Below are 17,072 nucleotides of genomic sequence, written 5' to 3' on the forward strand. Positions count from 1 at the left end.
GGGTGGTGGCCGGATAATCTCACTGGAAACCGGCCCTATGCTGCCTTCGCCCGCCAAGCCCTACGCCAATGCCGTGCTCGCCCATCGACAGCGCTGGCGCGGGCGTGTGGGCCTGGCGCTGGTGGCCGGTTTGTCGGTACTGGCGGGCATGACCGATGCTATTGGTTTTATGGCCAGCGGCGATTTTGTCTCGTTCATGAGCGGCAACACCACGCGCCTGGCGGTGGCGATCAGTGCCGGCGACCTCGGCCTGACCGGACGATTGCTGCTGCTTGTCGCGACCTTCATCGTTGGCAACGCCTTGGGGGTGGTGGTCAGCCGCCTCAGCAAGCGGCATGCGCTGCCTTTGTTACTGAGCATCGGCGCACTGCTCTGCGGCGCGGCGCTGCTGCCCTCGGCCGATACATTGCCGGCGCTGTTGGCGGCAATTATTGCCATGGGCATGCTCAATGCGGCCGTCGAACAAGTGAACGGCGTGCCGGTGGGGCTTACGTACGTGACGGGGGCGCTTTCGCGTTTCGGGCGTGGGCTGGGCCGCTGGCTGCTGGGCGAACGCCGCAATGGCTGGCGCATGCAGCTGATCCCCTGGGCGGGGATGTTTGTCGGCGCCGTGATCGGAGCGTTGCTGGAGCAGCGAATCGGCCTGCGCGCACTCTGGGTCAGCGGTGGCCTGGCGGGGTTATTGGGCCTGGCGACCCTGGCGATTCCCCGGCGCTGGCAGCTGGGCTACATGCCACGCTGAACGGGGGGCCTGTAAACGAGGTGCCCGCCCGACGTTTAAGCCTCGACATCCGTGTACCGGTAAAGAGCCATCACGTCGGGCGAGCGGGTGAATCATAAGCCAACGCCCGACAGCTGTCCCGCCAGGCGTTGGTGAATAATGGTTGAAGCGAGGTTTTACAGACAGGTGGCAAGTGCAGCCAGACGGCGCTTGGCCGGCATCGTGTCTTCGGCGGCGTAATACTTGACGGTGGAGCCCGCACCCGCGCCCAGCACATCCACAAAGTAATCACCGCCAGTGGTGTACACCGTGAAGCCGCCTGCTTCGGTGGCTTCCTTGAACCCGCCGGCGTCGACGCCAAACACGCTTTCGTCCTGCCAGCCGTACTGGATGCATTGGGCAACCACCAGCGTGGCTTTGTCCGACGTCATGGTCTTATAGGGGTTGCCCGTGCGCGCCTCTTTCATCTTCGAACCGGCGCAACCGGCCAGTGTCGCCAGCATCAATGCGCCTATCACCACTTTGTGCATGCCCATGCTTCCTTGGAAAAACCGTGACTCTACCACTGCGTCGCAGCTGACACGCCGATGAATTTTGTTTCACTGTGACGGCAAAACCGGGCGCTTATAGTAACCAGGCTCATTTTAAGAAGTCTTCCTTCTGCCCGCCTCCCGCGGGCTTTTTTTCGCCTGCGCTTCAGAGCCACCAGCGCAACAGGTAAAACAGCGCCATGCTCGCCAGCACGGTGATCAGCACGCTGCGTGTCCACACCATCAGCGCCACGGCACAGATCCCGGCCAGCAGGTAGGGGTTGCTCGGGCTCAGGTTGAGCTGGTGGTCTTTGATGAAAATAATCGGCCCGCAAATAGCGGTGAGCATGCCCGGCACGGCGAACCCGAGAAACTCCCGCGCCCCCCGATTGAGCCGCACCGGCAGGCGCGGTTCGATAAACAGGTAGCGATTGAAAAACACCACCAGCCCCATGCCCACAATCATCAGGTAAATCATCGCTGCCCTACTCCCAGGCGTTTGCAGGCGAACCCGGCGCTCATCCCCAGCACCCCAGAGACCACCACTGCCGATTCCCAATGCAGGTAACTGAGCCACACCGAGCACAACAGCGCCACGGCGACACACACCACGGTCGGCACGTCGCGTACCACCGGCGTGATTAGCGCGATAAAGGTCGCGGCAATCGAAAACTCCAGGCCTAGCTGGTCGAGGCCGGGAATGCTCTTGCCCAGCACAATCCCGGCCAGGGTGAACAGGTTCCAGATGATGTAGAAAGTCAGGCCGACACCCAGGGCGTACCAGCGATTGAAGGTCTGGCGGTCATAGTGATTGACCAGGGCAAAGAACTCATCGGTCAACAGGAACCCCAGGCTCATGCGCCAGCGGGCGTTGAGCGAGGACAGCGTGGGGCGCATGTGCATGCCGTAGAGCAGATGTTGGGAAGTGAGCAGCAAGGTGGTCAGCACGATGGAGATCAGGCTGGCGCCGCCTTTGACCATGCCGATCGCCACCAACTGAGCAGCGCCGGCGAACACGATGGCGGATAAGCCCTGGGCTTGCAGCGGGGTGAACTGCGCATCGATGGCCATCGAACCTGCGAGCAACCCCCAGGGGGCACAGGCCAGGGACAATGGAATGACAGCGATTGCGCCGCGCGCGAACGCGTTATAAGGAAGGGCGGTAGGCATGAACTGGGCTCATCGACAAACAGTCGACAAGCATGCCAGCGCACAAAGGCGCTTGTCTTGAACGATCTTGCTCAGGCGAGTTTTACCGACACCAGCTCTACCGAGTCGCGCGCCTGGCGCAGTTCGTCGGCGTCCTGGTTCAACCGGTGAATGGTGTTGAGCAGGCGCTGGCGCAGCACTTCATCGCCGAGCTTTTCGACGGCACGCATCAGGTCAAACGCGGCGGTTTCGTTATTATCCGCGACGGAATCCAGGGTCTTGCGCAGGTTGCGGGTGGCTCGGGTCACGCGGCGTCTTCCTTCATCAGCAATGGGCGGGCACTTTAGGACATTCGTGTTTCAGTTTAATTTCAATCACTTGTGGTTGATCATTGGGGAGTTGATCCAGGTCAAACCAAATCAGGATTTGGCTTACAGATAGGGCACTGTGCTGTAGGGCCGCGGCTGTACTTTCACGCGCTTCAATGCCTGGCGATGCCACTGGCGTTCGGTAGGTGTGATTGATTCTGCGCAACGGCGAACTTTACGTGTACGAACTGATCCATGCCTTGGATCACAGCCAGCCTGGCTTGCAAACGACGCACTGCGTCTGCATGCAATGGGCGACAGACCACAACGGGCCAGCCCCTGCTGCTGCGCCATCGGAGCGTTAATTCATGCTTGTCGCAATTGCAATATTCATCCTCACCATCGTGCTGGTCATCTGGCAGCCCAAAGGCCTGGGCGTTGGCTGGAGCGCCACCCTGGGCGCGATTTTGGCCCTGGCATGCGGGGTGATCAGCCTGGCGGATATTCCGGTGGTGTGGCACATCATCTGGAACGCTACCGGTACCTTTGTTGCGTTGATCATCATCAGCCTGTTGCTCGATGAAGCCGGCTTCTTCGCCTGGGCCGCGTTGCATGTGGCGCGCTGGGGGCGTGGCCGAGGTCGTCGACTGTTTGCCTATATGGTGCTGCTGGGTGCGCTGGTGTCGGCCCTGTTCGCCAATGACGGTGCGGCGTTGATCCTTACCCCGATTGTGATATCGATGCTGTTGGCCCTGCGCTTTTCGCCGGCGGCAACGCTGGCATTCGTCATGGGCGCAGGCTTTATCGCCGACACGGCGAGCCTGCCCTTAGTGGTATCGAACCTGGTCAACATCGTCTCGGCGGATTACTTCAAGATCGGCTTCAACGAGTATGCGGCCGTGATGGTGCCGGTGAACCTGGTCAGCGTCGCCGCAACCCTGGCGGTACTAATGTGGTTTTTCCGTCGCGATATCCCGCACACCTACGACCCGGCCGACCTGGAAGAACCCGCCAGTGCCATCCACGACCGTGCGACCTTTCGCGCCGGCTGGTGGGTGCTGGGTATATTGCTGGTGGGCTGCTTCGCGCTGGAGCCGCTGGGCATTCCCATCAGTGCGATTTCGGCGGTATGCGCCGTGCTGTTGTTGGTGATTGCCGCCAAGGGCCACAAGATCTCCACGCGCAAAGTCCTCAAAGAGGCACCGTGGCAGATCGTGATCTTTTCCCTGGGAATGTACTTGGTGGTCTACGGCTTGCGTAATGCCGGCCTGACCGACTACCTGGCCACCTGGCTCGACACTTTCGCCGGTTATGGGGTGTGGGGCGCGGCCATGGGCACCGGGGTGCTGACGGCGCTGTTGTCCTCGGCGATGAACAACCTGCCGACGGTGTTGATCGGCGCATTGTCCATCGAGTCCAGCCATGCAGTGGGCGTGGTCAAGGACGCGATGATCTACGCCAACGTGATCGGCAGCGACCTGGGCCCGAAAATCACCCCTATCGGCAGCCTGGCCACGTTGCTGTGGTTGCATATCCTGGCACGCAAGGGCATCACCATCACTTGGGGGTATTACTTCAAGGTAGGGATTGTGCTCACCGTGCCGGTGCTGTTGATCACCCTCGCCGCCCTTGCCTTGCGCCTGAGTGTCTAGGGAACGCCATGGAAATCCCTCTGCGCACTGACGTATGCTCGCGCACTTTGTCGGAAGGACGCGAGCATGCTGACCATCTTCTTCTACGCGCTGGTTTTCGGTTTTGTATTTTGTCTCTCCCCCGGCGCGGTGCTCGCTGAGACCCTGCGCCGTGGCTTGCTCCAGGGTTTCACCCCGGCACTGCTGGTACAGGTCGGCTCGCTGGTGGGCGACGCGGTGTGGGCGGTCATCGGCCTGACTGGCATCGCGCTGTTGATCCAGCATGACGCGGTGCGCGTGCCGCTGACGGTGATCTGTGCGCTGTACCTGGCCTGGCTGGGGATGCGCAGCCTGATTGATGCCTGGCAGCTACCGCAAGCCGAGGATGCGCCTGCAAGCTCCGGAAAAAACGCCCTGGCCGTGGGCGCGGCGATCTCCCTGGCCAATCCGAAGAACATCGTTTACTGGGGCGCCTTGGGCAGCGCGTTGTCAGGCATCGTCGGCGCCACCCCGAGCCATGGGCAAACACTGATGTTTTTTGCAGGCTTCATGCTGGCATCGGTGTTGTCATGCTTTTTGACCGCCGCGCTGGTCAACTTATTGCGCAAGAACGCTTCGCCGACTTGGCAGCGCGTCAGCTATGGCGCCTGCGGCGTGGTATTGCTCTACCTGGCCATTCTCGCAGCGCAAGGTATTTGAAGTTATATGGGCAGTCACTTAACTGAATGAACTCTGAACACCGGTTAATTTAATTAACCATGCGTTGACATTCTGTAATCGCCTGAGTAAATTCCCTCTGCCCGCAACTGGGGCCTTTTTTAAACCTCACAAAAGAAGCCAATGGACACAGTATCTAGTCGCTGTCCGAGCACCGCCTCAGCGGGCGTCGGGCGCCAAACCCAGAACATGACGGGACTCGCCTTCCAGGTCCGGTAAGCTGCGCTAGAGCTTGATGCTCCACCGTAACTGCCTCGCCGGTCGCTTGTCCGGTCCCGAGGTGTGTTATGACCTTCAAAACCCTTGCTTTGCCTGATGTAACTGCACTGGCCGCAGCCCTGCGAGCCAAGCTGTGCCGCGCGCCCGCAGGATTTTCGCCTGCCCGTGCGGGCTTTGCCTCATCTTCCCTTCAAGTACGCCCGGCCCGCCCGTTGGCGCACTGGCGTGTCTGCCCTGAAAGCGGCCAGCTGGTGCAGCATTGGGATCATGCCGACCCTCAAGACCCGCAGAGACCCAAGGTTTCCAGACTGGCGCAAGCTGGCGTGATGCTCGCTCTTTATATGAGCGCTCGCGCCGCCTGACCTGACTGGAAACAGCAACTTCCTTATTGATGTTCTGGAGTTCTTTATGAACCTATCCAGTCGTAGCTCGCTGCGCGAAAGTTAATTAACTCACCGCTAGCGGGCACTGAAAAGTTACACAGACTTCTATTTGAACCGATCGCGAAGTTCGCGGCTCGGCATGCTTTCGCTCGCCTGTCTTCAGGTAAGTATCGGGTATGTTTTGTCGAGAGTTGGCGACAGGAGTACAGACAATGAGCGCCGTAAAAAACACGCCACTGAACACGAAAAAAACCACCGACGACGGCACCAAACTGTCGATGCGCGCCGCCCGCGAAGCCCAGAACGGCCTGTCGGCCACCTTGGCCAACGTACGCGCCACCCGGGATGGCCTGACCGAACTGGACGCCTCGGCGCGCCTGCAACGGGAAGGCTACAACGAAGTGGCGCATGACAAGCCGCCTCACGCCATCGTGCAGTTCCTGCAGGCACTGAACAATCCCTTCATCTATGTCCTGCTGACGCTCGCTGGCATCAGCTTCATCACCGACTGCTGGCTGCCCATGCAGGACGGCGAAGAGGCCGACCCCACCAAGGTCATCATTATCATGACCATGGTACTGCTCAGCAGCCTGCTGCGTTTCTGGCAGGAACACCGCTCGGCCAAATCCGCCGAGGCGCTTAAAGCCATGGTGCGCACCACCACCACCGTGCTGCGCCGCGAGCAGGTTGGCGCCGAGCCGGCCCTGCGCGAAGTGCCGATGCGCGACCTGGTGACCGGTGACATCGTGCAGCTGTCGGCCGGCGATATGATTCCCGCCGACATCCGCCTGATCGAATCGCGCGATCTGTTTATCAGCCAGGCGGTGCTGACCGGCGAAGCCCTGCCGGTGGAGAAATACGACACCTTGGGCGATGTCACGCAAAAGTCCGCATCGCCCCTGCCTGCAGGCCAGGGCAACCTGCTGGACCTGCCCAACATCTGCTTCATGGGCACCAACGTGGTCAGTGGCCGGGCGACCGCCGTGGTGGTCGCCACCGGGCCGCGCACTTACTTCGGCTCGCTGGCCAAGGCGATTGTCGGCTCACGGGTGCAAACCGCGTTCGACCGCGGCGTGAACAGCGTCAGCTGGCTGCTGATCCGCTTCATGCTGGTGATGGTGCCGATCGTGTTCTTCCTCAATGGCTTCTCCAAAGGTGACTGGGGCGATGCCTTCCTGTTCGCCCTTGCGGTCGCCGTTGGCCTGACCCCGGAAATGCTGCCGATGATCGTCAGCGCCAACCTGGCCAAGGGCGCCACGGCCATGGCCAAGCGCAAAGTGGTGGTCAAGCGCCTCAATGCGATCCAGAACTTCGGCTCCATGGACGTGCTGTGCACCGACAAGACCGGCACCTTGACCCAGGACAAGATCATCCTCGAACACCACGTCAACGCCTGCGGCCAGCGTGATGATGCGGTGTTGTCCCTGGCCTGGCTCAACAGCTTCCACCAGAGCGGCATGAAGAACCTGATGGACCAGGCCGTGGTGCAGTTCGCCGAGCGCAACCCCAAGTTCCAGGTGCCGTTTGCCTACAGCAAGGTCGATGAGTTGCCGTTCGATTTCGTGCGTCGGCGCCTGTCGATCATGGTCAAGGACGCCGCCGGCGATCATTTGCTGGTGTGCAAGGGCGCCGTGGAAGAGATGCTGGGCATTTGCACCCACACCATGGAAGACGGCGCCGCCGTGCCTCTGGATGAGCGCCGCCGCGAGCAGTTGCTGGCGATCGCCAATGACTACAACGAGGACGGTTTCCGCGTACTGGTAGTAGCCACTCGCACCATCCCTAAAGCGCTGGCACGTGAGCAGTACACCACCGCCGACGAACGTAACCTGGTGATCCATGGCTTCCTGACCTTCCTCGATCCACCAAAGGAAACCGCCGGCCCGGCGATTGCCGCGCTGCAGGAAATCGGTGTGGCGGTCAAAGTGCTCACCGGCGACAACGCGGTGGTCACCAGCAAGATCTGCCGCCAGGTGGGCCTCGAGCCAGGCCAGCCGCTGCTGGGGGTGGAAATCGAAGCGATGGACGACGCCACCCTGCTGCGTCGGGTGGAGGAGCGCACGGTGTTCGCCAAGCTGACGCCGCTGCAGAAATCGCGGGTGCTCAAGGCGCTGCAGGCCAACGGCCATACCGTCGGCTTTCTTGGCGACGGGATCAACGATGCGCCTGCGCTGCGCGATGCCGACGTGGGTATTTCGGTGGACAGCGGCACAGACATCGCCAAGGAGTCGGCCGACATCATCCTGCTGGAAAAGAGCCTGATGGTGCTGGAGGAAGGCGTGCTCAAAGGCCGCGAAACCTTCGGCAATATCATGAAGTACCTGAACATGACCGCCAGCTCCAACTTCGGCAACGTGTTCTCGGTGCTGGTGGCCAGTGCGTTCATTCCGTTCATGCCGATGCTGGCGATTCACCTGTTGCTGCAAAACCTGATGTACGACATCTCCCAACTGGCGCTGCCGTGGGACAAGATGGACAAGGAATACCTGGCCAAACCGCGCAAGTGGGATGCGAAAAACATCGGTCGCTTCATGATCTGGATCGGGCCGACCTCGTCGATCTTCGACATCACCACCTTTGCCCTGATGTGGTACGTGTTCTCGGCCAACAGCGTGGAAATGCAGACCCTGTTCCAGTCCGGCTGGTTTATCGAGGGCCTGCTTTCGCAAACCCTGGTGGTGCATATGTTGCGCACCCGCAAGATCCCGTTCTTCCAGAGCACGGCCGCGTGGCCGGTGTTGATGATGACCTGCATCGTCATTGCCCTGGGCATCTACGTGCCGTTCTCGCCGCTGGGCACCCTGGTGGGCCTGCAGCCGCTGCCGCTGGCGTACTTCCCATGGTTGGTGGGCACGCTCCTGGCCTACTGCTGCGTCGCCCAACTGATGAAGACGATCTACATCCGCCGCTTCAAGCAGTGGTACTGATCACCCTCCGTTCAAACGGTGGAGGCCGCCCGGCCTTCACCGCGCAACACAAGGATCTACTCATGCGCGTGCTGATCTGTGCAGGTCGTCATTACGCCGACACAAAAAAGTCCCGCCAAGTGCTGGACGCTTACCACCGCCTGCGCCCTGTGCAGGTGCTGATCCACGGCGGCAACCAGTTCCTGGGCAGCGACATCGAGGAATGGGCCCGCGAAATCGGGATCGACGTGGTGCGGTATCCGCCGAACTGGCAGCGCCACGGCAAGCAGGCGGAGCGCCAGCGCAACCACTTCATGCTGGCCGACAGCCGCCCCGACGTGATCATCGCCCTGCCGGGCGGTGACGACACTTCGGAACTGGTCTGTCAGGCCAAAGCCACCGGCATTTCGGTGCTGACCGTAGAAAGCTGAATTCAAGCGAGGTGCATCATGCACAAGCAACGCAACCCAAAGCAGGCGAACGGGTTCGCCAACTATCGCGCGCGTCATTCGCGCAACGTGCGCCCTACCCTGCTGCTATTGCCGCCGGCCAAGCGCCGAGCCTTACGCCGTAACCTGATGTTTATCGGGGTGAGCCTGGGCGTTGTCCTGGCGCTCGCGTTCTTTGCTAAAGCGCATGCAGCAGGCGGCGCTTATGTAGTCGACGATGGTGCCATCAACGCTCCTGGAGAATGCAATGTCGACGCCTGGTACACCGCCAACCGGCACGATGGCGGCACACATAACGAGATGCTGTCACCCGCATGTACGTTTGACGGCTTGCCATCCGTGCAGTGGGGGACGGCGTTGTCGCGCGCGACTGCCGACGGAAAAGGCGAGACTCAAGTCAGCCCGCAACTGAAGGTGCAGGTGCTGTCACGGCAAGACCTCGGGCTGGAACTGGCAATTGCCGCCGGGGCGCACTTTGCCCTGGATAGGCAGCACGCATTCGATGGCGCTGACTTCAACATTCCGTTGACGTGGCAAGCCCTGGACGCTTTGCGCGTGAACCTGAATGCGGGCTGGAATCATGCCTACAACAATGGCGACCAGAAGCACCTACTGACGTGGGGCACGGGGGTTGAATATCAGATGGCAGAGGTACTTACGCTGATCGCCGAGCGCTATGGCCAGGAAGGCGGCGATCAGGCATGGCAGGCCGGGCCGCGGTTCCACGTCGGCAAGCTTGTCGACGTGGACCTGGTGGTCGGGCGTAGCCTGATCGGTGAGCGTGACCAGTGGCTGACCACAGGCGCGACGCTGAGGTTCTAGGCTTTGGTCTGCTGCTCCAGGTGCAGTTGCAACTGCGGATCGATTTGCAACTGGGCGGCTAGATCGTCGAGGTAATTGCGCTCCGCATCCTGCTGATCATCCACCAGCATGACACTGGCCAGATACACCTCGGCCGCCACTGCCGGGTCGTTGGCAAACTCGGCGAAATCCGCAGCATCCAATGGCTTGGCGACCTCAGCGTCAAGCCACTGCTGCAGTTGCGGGTCGTCAGTGTGCTTGCCCAGTTCATTGGAAATCAGCTGCTGCTCTTTCTCATCGATCCGGCCATCGGCCTTCGCGGCAGCGATCAGTGCACGCAGCACCGCATGGCTGTGTGCTTCGATTTGCGCGCCTGAAAGCTGGTCGGCCGTCTGGAAGGCTTGCTGCGGCTGGCTCGCCTGCTGGCTCTGCCAGGCCTGGTACGCCTTGAAGGCCATCATCCCGAGAGACGCCAACGCGGCGTAGTTCATACCGCCTGCACGCCCTTGCGCCGGGCGCGTCGCCGCGCCACCGCCCAACATGCCGCCAAGCCCACCCAATAAATCCCCCAGACCGCCGCCGCCAGCAGCGGTACCGCCACTGGTACCTTTGAGCAGCCCGCCAAGCAGCCCGCCCAGGCCGCCGCCCGAAGAAGCGCCGCCCTGGCCTGCGCCGCGCAACAGTTGTTCCAGTAGATCGCTGGTATTCATTGGTGTCGCCCTCCTGGGCGCGTAGTGGCGTTAATCAACCTTAGTCCGCCCTTGATGGAACACCATGACCGCCGGGCGGGCAAGCTTTATGATGGCGCCACCTTGCCACTGAAAGGAAATTACAGTGAACCGCATCGAGCACATTGCGTTGATGGCCAACTACAACCAATGGATGAATCGCAAGGTCTACGAAGCCGCCGGCAAGCTGACCGACGTGGCGCTGGCCGTCGACCGACAGGCGTTTTTCGGCTCTATCCTCGGCACCCTGAATCACCTGATGCTGGGCGACACGGTGTGGCTAAAACGCTTCGCCGAGCACCCGGCAGGTTTTACCGCGTTGCTACCCTTGAGCACCATCGCCACACCTGCGGATCTGGGGCAGCTGGCGTTCGCCGACATTCGCGAACTCTCGGCCCATCGCGCCTGGCTGGATCAACTGATCCTCAATTGGGCCGGCAATCTGCAGGAAACCGATCTGGACCAGCCCTTGCGCTATCACAACATGCGCGGTGCAGCCCAAGAGAAACCATTCTTCGCCCTGCTGCTGCATTTTTTCAATCACCAGACCCACCATCGCGGCCAGGTGACCACGCTGTTGAGTCAGGCCGGTGTGGACGTGGGCGATACCGACTTGCTCGCGTTGATTGACTGAACGCGGCATCAGTTTGCAATTGACGCAAAAAAGTGTGGAAGGACGCTTGCGCCCTCCCACGTTCACTTTACTCAATCGTCGTTGGACACCGGCCTGGCGCGTACCTTATGCGTCGGCAGCGTGGCGGCATAGGCCAGCGCCTGCTCGCGGGAATTGAACGACGCCAACCGGTCCTTATGGGTACACACCCGCCACGGACCGTAGTTGACCTGCACGACCTCGTACCCATTCAGGTGCAGTTTTTTCAGCAGTGGAGCGCTCATAGTCACCTCCGTTTCCTGAGATTTCCAAGCGTTACACGCCCCACCTTACACCCGCTGTCAGCGCAGTGACGACCGTGCGTCGTAGCGATTCATCACTTCACCTTGCTGCTCAACGTGTCCACATTGCGCTTCAAATCATCCAGGCTGCGCTTGAGCCCCTCGATCTCGCCTTTTTGCCGATCTATGGTGGTTTTCTGCTCCTCCAATGCGCGCTTGAGGCTGGCAACCTGACTGTCATTGCTGCTGGTGCTGGAGCCATCCTTGCGTTTGAATTCCTCGAAAGCGCGGTCTTGGCCTTCTACTTTGCTCTTGAGGCTCTGCAATTCGCTGAGGCCAACCTTCTGGGCCTCCTGCAACGCCTCGATATCCCTGACTTTAATACTCGACGGTCTCAACACATATCTATCGTCCCCATCCGCCGAGGCACCGGTCAACGCGTCCCCCCTCGACGCCTCGAACTCCCCCCACTTCACCGCAACCCCCGCCTGCGCCGGAGCGATTATCGCAGCGCCCAACAGCCCCACCATGCCTGCAGCTATCATCCAAGACTGCATACGGACCTTGCGCATCAACTGACTCCTTAGCGAACTGCCGAGATGGCATATCGCCATGACTGTCATTTGGAGGACTTGTTCCTGGGCTGGGCCTATATCGTTTGAACAGACGAGAAGGCCGCGTAGACCACTGATCTGACAGGTTTTTTCAGATGAATCTTTGTGCAGGAAAGCGTGTATCGAGGTTGCGCCGAAGCGCCTTGATCTATATATTCGCACCCCTGCTGCACCGCGCTACCGCCCGAATGGCGAAACTGGTAGACGCATGGGACTTAAAATCCCCCGCTCGTAAGGGCGTCCCGGTTCGATTCCGGGTTCGGGCACCACAGATATCAAGGGCTTGCCAGGGAAACCTGAGCAGGCCCTTATCTTTTCTGTTCCGCAATTTCACAAGCTGTTCCGCAATTCCCCCTCTCCGGCGTCCTGCTGACCGAATTACCACTACCAAAAATCAAGCGAACTACGCGCGCATCCTAAGGCTCTATCAGGAGAAACCTGGGCATTTCCAGGCCAAACCGCATGGAGCTGAATATGTCTGACGATCTGAACAACCGCGGCCCTCAAGACCGTGCTCGAGTGAACACTTCAGAAGCCTGGGAAGTGAAGCATTGGACGAAGGAATTCGGCGTAACTGAACAGCAGCTCAAAGACGCGGTGAAAGCTGTCGGCCCCATGGTCGACGACGTTCGTAAAAAACTCGGTAAGTGAAACGTGGTATCGCCCTGCGCTGCTGCAGGGCGATTAACCCAACCCCTTCCTGGCGTTCTGCCGACCTCAAAAAATCCTTTTAAGCTGCTACGCTGTCCTCTTCAAGGAGGAACAACGATGCCGAACACAGATTTACTCCCTTCCCTGCTTTCCAAACTCTACGAGAACCAACTCGCCCTCGAAGCCGCCATTTTAGAACTGTCGAATTGGGTGGGTCAGCACGGTTCTGCCGAGGTGGCTGATAACGTCCGCGGCGCGCTTTTCACCATCGGCCACAACGAAGAATTCATAAAAATGACCCTGGCAGTTTTGCAGACCCCGGAATGAGCTCTATTTGCAGGCAACGGTCCATAACTGGTCCAGCTTGGTGGTATAGCTTTGACTCATCATCTCCCTGCGCATACCCCAGTCGGGGTTAGTGGGCACGCTGGCAGATCGAAGCGTGCCCCTTCCCCACCGACCGTTGATCTGGTCCAGCACCGTCATAACCCGAGTTGACTCGGCCGGCTGTGAAACTGCGAAAAGATCGTCGGTGTATTCGCCTGGCTGGCACAGGTTGAGCAGCATCACCTCGGCTTTGCTGTAATTGAACCCCGGTCGGAAGATCCTATCGAGCGAATCAACCGCCGCCTTGGTGAGCAAGCGCACGTCGTCAGTGGGATACGGCATATCGACCACAACGCCGTTGGCATACTTCGCCTCCTCCGGGTTGAACATCCCGGTGCGGATGCAAACGCGGACCTTCTTACACAGCGAGTTTTGCGCGCGGAGCTTTTCGGAGGCCCGCATCATGTAGGTGGCCACCGCTTCCTTGATCGGGGGCAACTCGGTAAGGCGCTTGCCGAACATCCGGCTACAGCAGATTTCTTGCTTCGGCGGGTCTGGCTCATCCAGCTCCAGGCACGACGTGCCGGCCAGCTCCCGCGCAGTTTTCTCGATCACCACGCTGAATTTCTTGCGCAGCGTCCAGGGATCGGCCTTGGCCAAGTCCATCGCGGACTTGATGCCCATGGCGTCGAGGTGAAGTTTCATCTTCCGGCCCACGCCCCACACTTCTGCGACGTCGGTATTGCGCAACACCCAATCGCGCTTGACCGGATGGGTGATATTCACCACACCGCCGGTTTGAGCCTGGAGTCGCTTTGCTGTGTGGTTGGCCAGCTTTGCCAGGGTCTTGGTGTTCGCGATGCCGACCCCAACGGGAATACCGGTGCCGCGCAATACCTGTGCCCTGATCTGGCGCCCAAGGGCATCCAGCCCTGGTATTCCCGTGAGGTCGGCGAAGGCTTCATCAATGCTGTAAATCTCGACGGCAGGCACCATCGATTCAATCAGCGTCATCACCCGTTCGCTCATGTCGCCATAAAGTGCATAGTTCGATGAGAAGGGAACGATGCCGTGCTGCTTGAGCTTGTGCTTGATCTGGAAATACGGCTCGCCCATCTTGATAAAGGGCTTGGCGTCATAACTCCGGGCAATCACGCACCCGTCGTTATTGCTCAGCACCACAATGGGCGTTTTGGCTAAGTCGGGACGAAACACCCGTTCACAGCTCGCGTAAAAGCTGTTGCAGTCGATCAGCGCGAAAACAGGCGTATTAGACATGACTCCGCACCGTGCTGGTGATCACGCCCCAAATCGACAGTTCGTCGCCTTCCAAGACGTACCGCGCTGGGTATTTCGGGTTTTCTGAAAGCAGGATCACCTCGCTCCCACGCTTGCAGAGGCGCTTGCACATGGGATCGTTATTGAGCAAAGCGACCACTATATGACCGTGAGCCGGCTCAATAGAACGGTCCACGACAGCCAGGTCGCCCTCGAAGATGCCGGCGCCTTGCATGCTTTCGCCGGTGATAGCGATCAGGTAGACGTGCGGCGCCCTGATATTTAGGACCTCATCCAATGAGATGTGCTGCTCGATATGGTCGGCTGCAGGTGATGGAAACCCAGCAGGAACCCGAAACGAGCAAAAAGGCAGCTTCGTGCCGCCTTCGGATATAGGACCTAAAATGGTAAAGCTCATGATGCAGCCTTCTACGTGCACTGTACGAATGTACAGTTAACTTTGCAGGCGACTCGCGGTCAATTTGTCTGTAGGGGATTTCGACAGACGGAGAGGTTGCCATGTGTGGAAGGCTTTCGCAGTACAGCAGGATCCACGCCCTGCTCGTGGATGAACTGGCTGAGACCGGCGCATGTACATAGGCTGCGGGGGAATGTCGCGGGGCTCGCCCGGGAGGAATGAGCTGTCGTTGCGGGCCCGCGCGACCACTTGCCCAGAGGGGGAGAAAGCGGTTGCTGCTGGATGCGAACATTTATAAGCAGCCGCTAACCTAGCTCGTCAGCGTAAGCCGCGACCGCTTCGTTTACACGACGGCACCACTCGCGGTATTTGATCAGACCTCGGAGCTTAAGATAATCGGCCACCAAGAGGCGAAACTCGTATCGGTCTCTAGGCGTCGCCGAAAAAAAAGAAGGTCTATGGGATTCCCCACCTCTAGCCTCTCGGGCCTTGGAATACTGAACATCGGCCCTCATGACCAATCCTCTTTGCTAGTGTCTACTTTATAGAAACTGCCCAAGCTCGCCTGTTCACGGGCACCGACGAGTGGAGATTTGTATGTGTGGACGACTTTCTCAGTACAGCGGCATTCACGACTTCGTTGCAGCCCTGAGCATGCCCAACGTCCTGGTGAACTCCGTGGGCGATCAACCGATTGAGCGGTACAACGTGGCACCCACTACCGCGGTTGGGTTGCTGCACCTGCAGGGTGATCTCTTGAACGCCGATCCGGTGCGCTGGGGATGGCGGCCGCACTGGGCGAAAGACCGGGCAGCTCCAATCAATGCCCGCGTCGAGAAGGTCGCCCACGGCCCGTTCTTCCGGGCCATCTGGCCGCACCGCGCCATCACGCCGATAGACAATTGGTTTGAGTGGGTGGATGAAGGTGGGCACAAGAAGCAGCCCTACCTGATCCGCCGGCGGGACCGTGCGCCGATATTCTGTGCGGCCATTGGTCAACTGCCGGACGCCGACGAGGGCCCGGGCGAGCACGACGGCTTTGTGATCATCACCGCCGACAGCGCCGGCGGAATGGTGGATGTACACGACCGGCGGCCCGTGGTACTGGCGCCTGAGCTGGCTCGGGAATGGCTCGATCCGGCTACACCCAAGGAGCGCGCCGAGCAGATGGCGCTGCACCAGGGAGAGCCATCCGAGGTGTTCGAATGGTTCAAGGTCGACAAGGCCGTGGGCAACGTGCGGAACCAGGGTCTGGATTTAATTCAGCCCATCAGCGAGCCACGGCCCTGACGTACGCCTGACAGGCACGCAAGGCGATTATGGCGTTATCGCCGTCGTCGGTGATGCGGATAATTCTTTGAGCATGCGCTGGGTCAAGCTGGGCTCGACGGGCTGCATGAACCAAGCCGACGGCGCCGGCGGAGGCAGGCACGTTGCAGCCACTGGCTGGATCTTCGGCAAGGAGGACTGACAACCGGACATCAGCAGTGGTAAGGCGATCGCGCAGAGCAGCTTGGTTGCGTTGGGCATCGGATAGTTCCTTGATGTGTTGTTGGTCCTGGGTGGCGAGCTGCTGCTCGGTGGCCAAGCGCTTGTTCTGCTCGGCCCTCTGCTGCCGCCACGCCTCGTTGGTGATGGCGTCGAGCTGATCCTGGTGCGCGGCACTCTGCGCCGATAGCTGCTCAGACAGTTTCTTGCCCATGCGCCAGTCCTGCACCTGCCACGTCACGCCGGCGGCACCGGCCATCAGCAGCAGGATCAGCGCCACCAGGCCGGCCAACTTCTGAACCGGCGTCATGCCAGAACCTTCAGCGCTTTGTCGTACAGCGCCTGGCGGTCGGCCTGGCCGGTGAGGCCGCCGTTAATGCGCCGAGTGATCTTCACGAATTGCCCTTGGTCCGCCAGCGTGTTCAGGCCCTTGGTCGACCAAAACCAGGCAGCAGACATGGCGGCGTGCTGGGGCAACTCAAGCAATTCAGGCTTGTTGATCAGGTCCAGGCCCAGCGCCTCGCCGCACGCTGCGTAATTGGCCCGGCCAGTAATCTGGATCAAGCCGCGGCCACGGTACTTCGAGCCGTCACCCTTCACGGTGTTACCTAGATCGGCCCGGCCTTCGTACGTGAGCTGCTGCGCCGTTGGCCCCCAGATCTCGCGAACCCAGCGCAACTGGCCGGACTCGTGCCCGACCTGGGCAATGAAAGCCGCCACGCGCGCGGTGCCCACGATGCCGTAGCGACTCATGGCCGTGTTCAGGGCAGGAACAAAAACGCCGGCATTGCGGCCGGCGTTCGGGAGGATCTGCAGCAACTGCTGCTCAGTGATTGGCATGGCTTTCTCCAGGCAATAAA

General features: G+C 60.2%; 22 protein-coding genes and 1 tRNA gene. 12 read left to right on the forward strand and 11 right to left on the reverse strand.

Annotation, left to right across the window (positions count from 1 at the left end; all coding sequences use genetic code 11):
- Positions 1-37: 37 nt before the first annotated feature.
- Positions 38-742, forward strand: coding sequence for a YoaK family protein (locus C4J94_RS14010; protein WP_124386713.1), 705 nt, complete (start codon positions 38-40; stop codon positions 740-742).
- Positions 743-897: 155 nt separating this feature from the next.
- Here the strand turns inward: C4J94_RS14010 and C4J94_RS14015 are convergent, their stop codons facing one another.
- The 4 genes from C4J94_RS14015 to C4J94_RS14030 form a co-directional block, all read right to left on the reverse strand.
- Complete coding sequence (locus C4J94_RS14015; protein ID WP_124386714.1) at positions 898-1,251, reverse strand: hypothetical protein; 354 nt, start codon at positions 1,249-1,251, stop codon at positions 898-900.
- Positions 1,252-1,417: 166 nt separating this feature from the next.
- Complete coding sequence (locus C4J94_RS14020; RefSeq protein ID WP_124386715.1) at positions 1,418-1,729, reverse strand: AzlD domain-containing protein; 312 nt, start codon at positions 1,727-1,729, stop codon at positions 1,418-1,420.
- The gene (locus C4J94_RS14025; protein ID WP_124386716.1) at positions 1,726-2,421 is read right to left on the reverse strand and encodes an AzlC family ABC transporter permease; all 696 of its coding nucleotides are present in this window, start codon (positions 2,419-2,421) and stop codon (positions 1,726-1,728) included. Before C4J94_RS14025 ends, C4J94_RS14020 begins: the two co-directional genes overlap by 4 nt.
- A 71-nt stretch (positions 2,422-2,492) precedes the next feature.
- A complete protein-coding gene (locus tag C4J94_RS14030; RefSeq protein WP_124386717.1) occupies positions 2,493-2,708 on the reverse strand; it encodes a hypothetical protein in 216 nt (71 codons plus the stop codon).
- A 368-nt stretch (positions 2,709-3,076) separates the two neighbouring features.
- On the opposite strand from C4J94_RS14030, the gene C4J94_RS14035 reads away from it, so the two are divergent.
- The 6 genes from C4J94_RS14035 (at position 3,077) to C4J94_RS14060 (ending at position 9,835) form a co-directional block, all read left to right on the forward strand.
- Positions 3,077-4,360 carry an arsenic transporter gene (locus C4J94_RS14035; RefSeq protein WP_124386718.1) on the forward strand — a complete coding sequence of 428 codons (1,284 nt, stop codon included), beginning with the start codon at positions 3,077-3,079 and terminating at the stop codon, positions 4,358-4,360.
- Between the two features lie 66 nt (positions 4,361-4,426).
- Complete coding sequence (locus C4J94_RS14040; RefSeq protein ID WP_124386719.1) at positions 4,427-5,038, forward strand: LysE family transporter; 612 nt, start codon at positions 4,427-4,429, stop codon at positions 5,036-5,038.
- Positions 5,039-5,343: 305 nt separating this feature from the next.
- Positions 5,344-5,637 (forward strand): hypothetical protein, encoded by a 294-nt coding sequence (locus tag C4J94_RS14045; protein WP_124386720.1) that lies wholly within the window; start codon positions 5,344-5,346, stop codon positions 5,635-5,637.
- Positions 5,638-5,870: 233 nt separating this feature from the next.
- Entirely contained in the window at positions 5,871-8,585 is a 2,715-nt protein-coding gene (gene mgtA, locus C4J94_RS14050; RefSeq protein WP_124386721.1) for a magnesium-translocating P-type ATPase, read from the forward strand.
- A 62-nt stretch (positions 8,586-8,647) separates the two neighbouring features.
- A complete protein-coding gene (locus tag C4J94_RS14055) occupies positions 8,648-8,995 on the forward strand; it encodes a DUF2493 domain-containing protein (RefSeq protein WP_124386722.1) in 348 nt (115 codons plus the stop codon).
- 18 nt (positions 8,996-9,013) lie between these two features.
- Positions 9,014-9,835, forward strand: coding sequence for a hypothetical protein (locus C4J94_RS14060; RefSeq protein ID WP_124386723.1), 822 nt, complete (start codon positions 9,014-9,016; stop codon positions 9,833-9,835).
- Here C4J94_RS14060 and C4J94_RS14065 read toward each other — a convergent pair.
- Positions 9,832-10,524, reverse strand: a complete 693-nt coding sequence (locus tag C4J94_RS14065; protein WP_124386724.1) for a tellurite resistance TerB family protein — start codon at positions 10,522-10,524, stop codon at positions 9,832-9,834. The genes C4J94_RS14060 and C4J94_RS14065 overlap by 4 nt on opposite strands.
- A 124-nt stretch (positions 10,525-10,648) precedes the next feature.
- Between C4J94_RS14065 and C4J94_RS14070 the strand changes: the two genes are divergently transcribed.
- Complete coding sequence (locus C4J94_RS14070) at positions 10,649-11,176, forward strand: DinB family protein (protein ID WP_124386725.1); 528 nt, start codon at positions 10,649-10,651, stop codon at positions 11,174-11,176.
- Positions 11,177-11,247: 71 nt separating this feature from the next.
- On the opposite strand, the gene C4J94_RS14075 is transcribed toward C4J94_RS14070, so the two are convergent.
- Together C4J94_RS14075 and C4J94_RS14080 are read right to left on the reverse strand one after the other, a co-directional pair.
- A complete protein-coding gene (locus tag C4J94_RS14075) occupies positions 11,248-11,439 on the reverse strand; it encodes a DUF2188 domain-containing protein (RefSeq protein WP_124386726.1) in 192 nt (63 codons plus the stop codon).
- Between the two features lie 92 nt (positions 11,440-11,531).
- A complete protein-coding gene (locus C4J94_RS14080; protein ID WP_124386727.1) occupies positions 11,532-12,008 on the reverse strand; it encodes a hypothetical protein in 477 nt (158 codons plus the stop codon).
- A gap of 224 nt (positions 12,009-12,232) precedes the next feature.
- On the opposite strand from C4J94_RS14080, the gene C4J94_RS14085 reads away from it, so the two are divergent.
- From C4J94_RS14085 to C4J94_RS14095, 3 genes are all read left to right on the forward strand, one after another.
- A tRNA-Leu gene (locus C4J94_RS14085) sits at positions 12,233-12,319 on the forward strand.
- Positions 12,320-12,524: 205 nt separating this feature from the next.
- Positions 12,525-12,701, forward strand: coding sequence for a DUF3606 domain-containing protein (locus tag C4J94_RS14090; protein ID WP_124386728.1), 177 nt, complete (start codon positions 12,525-12,527; stop codon positions 12,699-12,701).
- A gap of 117 nt (positions 12,702-12,818) precedes the next feature.
- Positions 12,819-13,028, forward strand: a complete 210-nt coding sequence (locus C4J94_RS14095; protein ID WP_122560948.1) for a hypothetical protein — start codon at positions 12,819-12,821, stop codon at positions 13,026-13,028.
- A gap of 3 nt (positions 13,029-13,031) precedes the next feature.
- Here C4J94_RS14095 and umuC read toward each other — a convergent pair whose 3' ends face one another.
- Positions 13,032-14,306, reverse strand: coding sequence for a translesion error-prone DNA polymerase V subunit UmuC (umuC, locus tag C4J94_RS14100; RefSeq protein ID WP_124386729.1), 1,275 nt, complete (start codon positions 14,304-14,306; stop codon positions 13,032-13,034).
- Complete coding sequence (locus C4J94_RS14105) at positions 14,299-14,724, reverse strand: LexA family transcriptional regulator (RefSeq protein ID WP_124386730.1); 426 nt, start codon at positions 14,722-14,724, stop codon at positions 14,299-14,301. The genes umuC and C4J94_RS14105 overlap by 8 nt, the downstream gene beginning before the upstream one ends.
- A gap of 597 nt (positions 14,725-15,321) precedes the next feature.
- Between C4J94_RS14105 and C4J94_RS14115 the strand changes: the two genes are divergently transcribed.
- Positions 15,322-16,014, forward strand: a complete 693-nt coding sequence (locus C4J94_RS14115) for an SOS response-associated peptidase family protein (protein WP_124386732.1) — start codon at positions 15,322-15,324, stop codon at positions 16,012-16,014.
- Here C4J94_RS14115 and C4J94_RS14120 read toward each other — a convergent pair.
- Together C4J94_RS14120 and C4J94_RS14125 are read right to left on the reverse strand one after the other, a co-directional pair.
- Positions 15,995-16,522 carry a lysis system i-spanin subunit Rz gene (locus C4J94_RS14120; protein WP_124386733.1) on the reverse strand — a complete coding sequence of 176 codons (528 nt, stop codon included), beginning with the start codon at positions 16,520-16,522 and terminating at the stop codon, positions 15,995-15,997. The two genes, C4J94_RS14115 and C4J94_RS14120, sit on opposite strands and share 20 nt — an antisense overlap.
- Complete coding sequence (locus C4J94_RS14125) at positions 16,519-17,052, reverse strand: glycoside hydrolase family 19 protein (RefSeq protein ID WP_124386734.1); 534 nt, start codon at positions 17,050-17,052, stop codon at positions 16,519-16,521. The genes C4J94_RS14120 and C4J94_RS14125 overlap by 4 nt, the downstream gene beginning before the upstream one ends.
- Between the last annotated feature and the right edge of the window lie 20 nt (positions 17,053-17,072).

Origin of the sequence: Pseudomonas sp. R5-89-07 (genome assembly GCF_003851685.1) — a bacterium.
In the GTDB taxonomy this organism is placed as follows: Bacteria; Pseudomonadota; Gammaproteobacteria; order Pseudomonadales; family Pseudomonadaceae; genus Aquipseudomonas.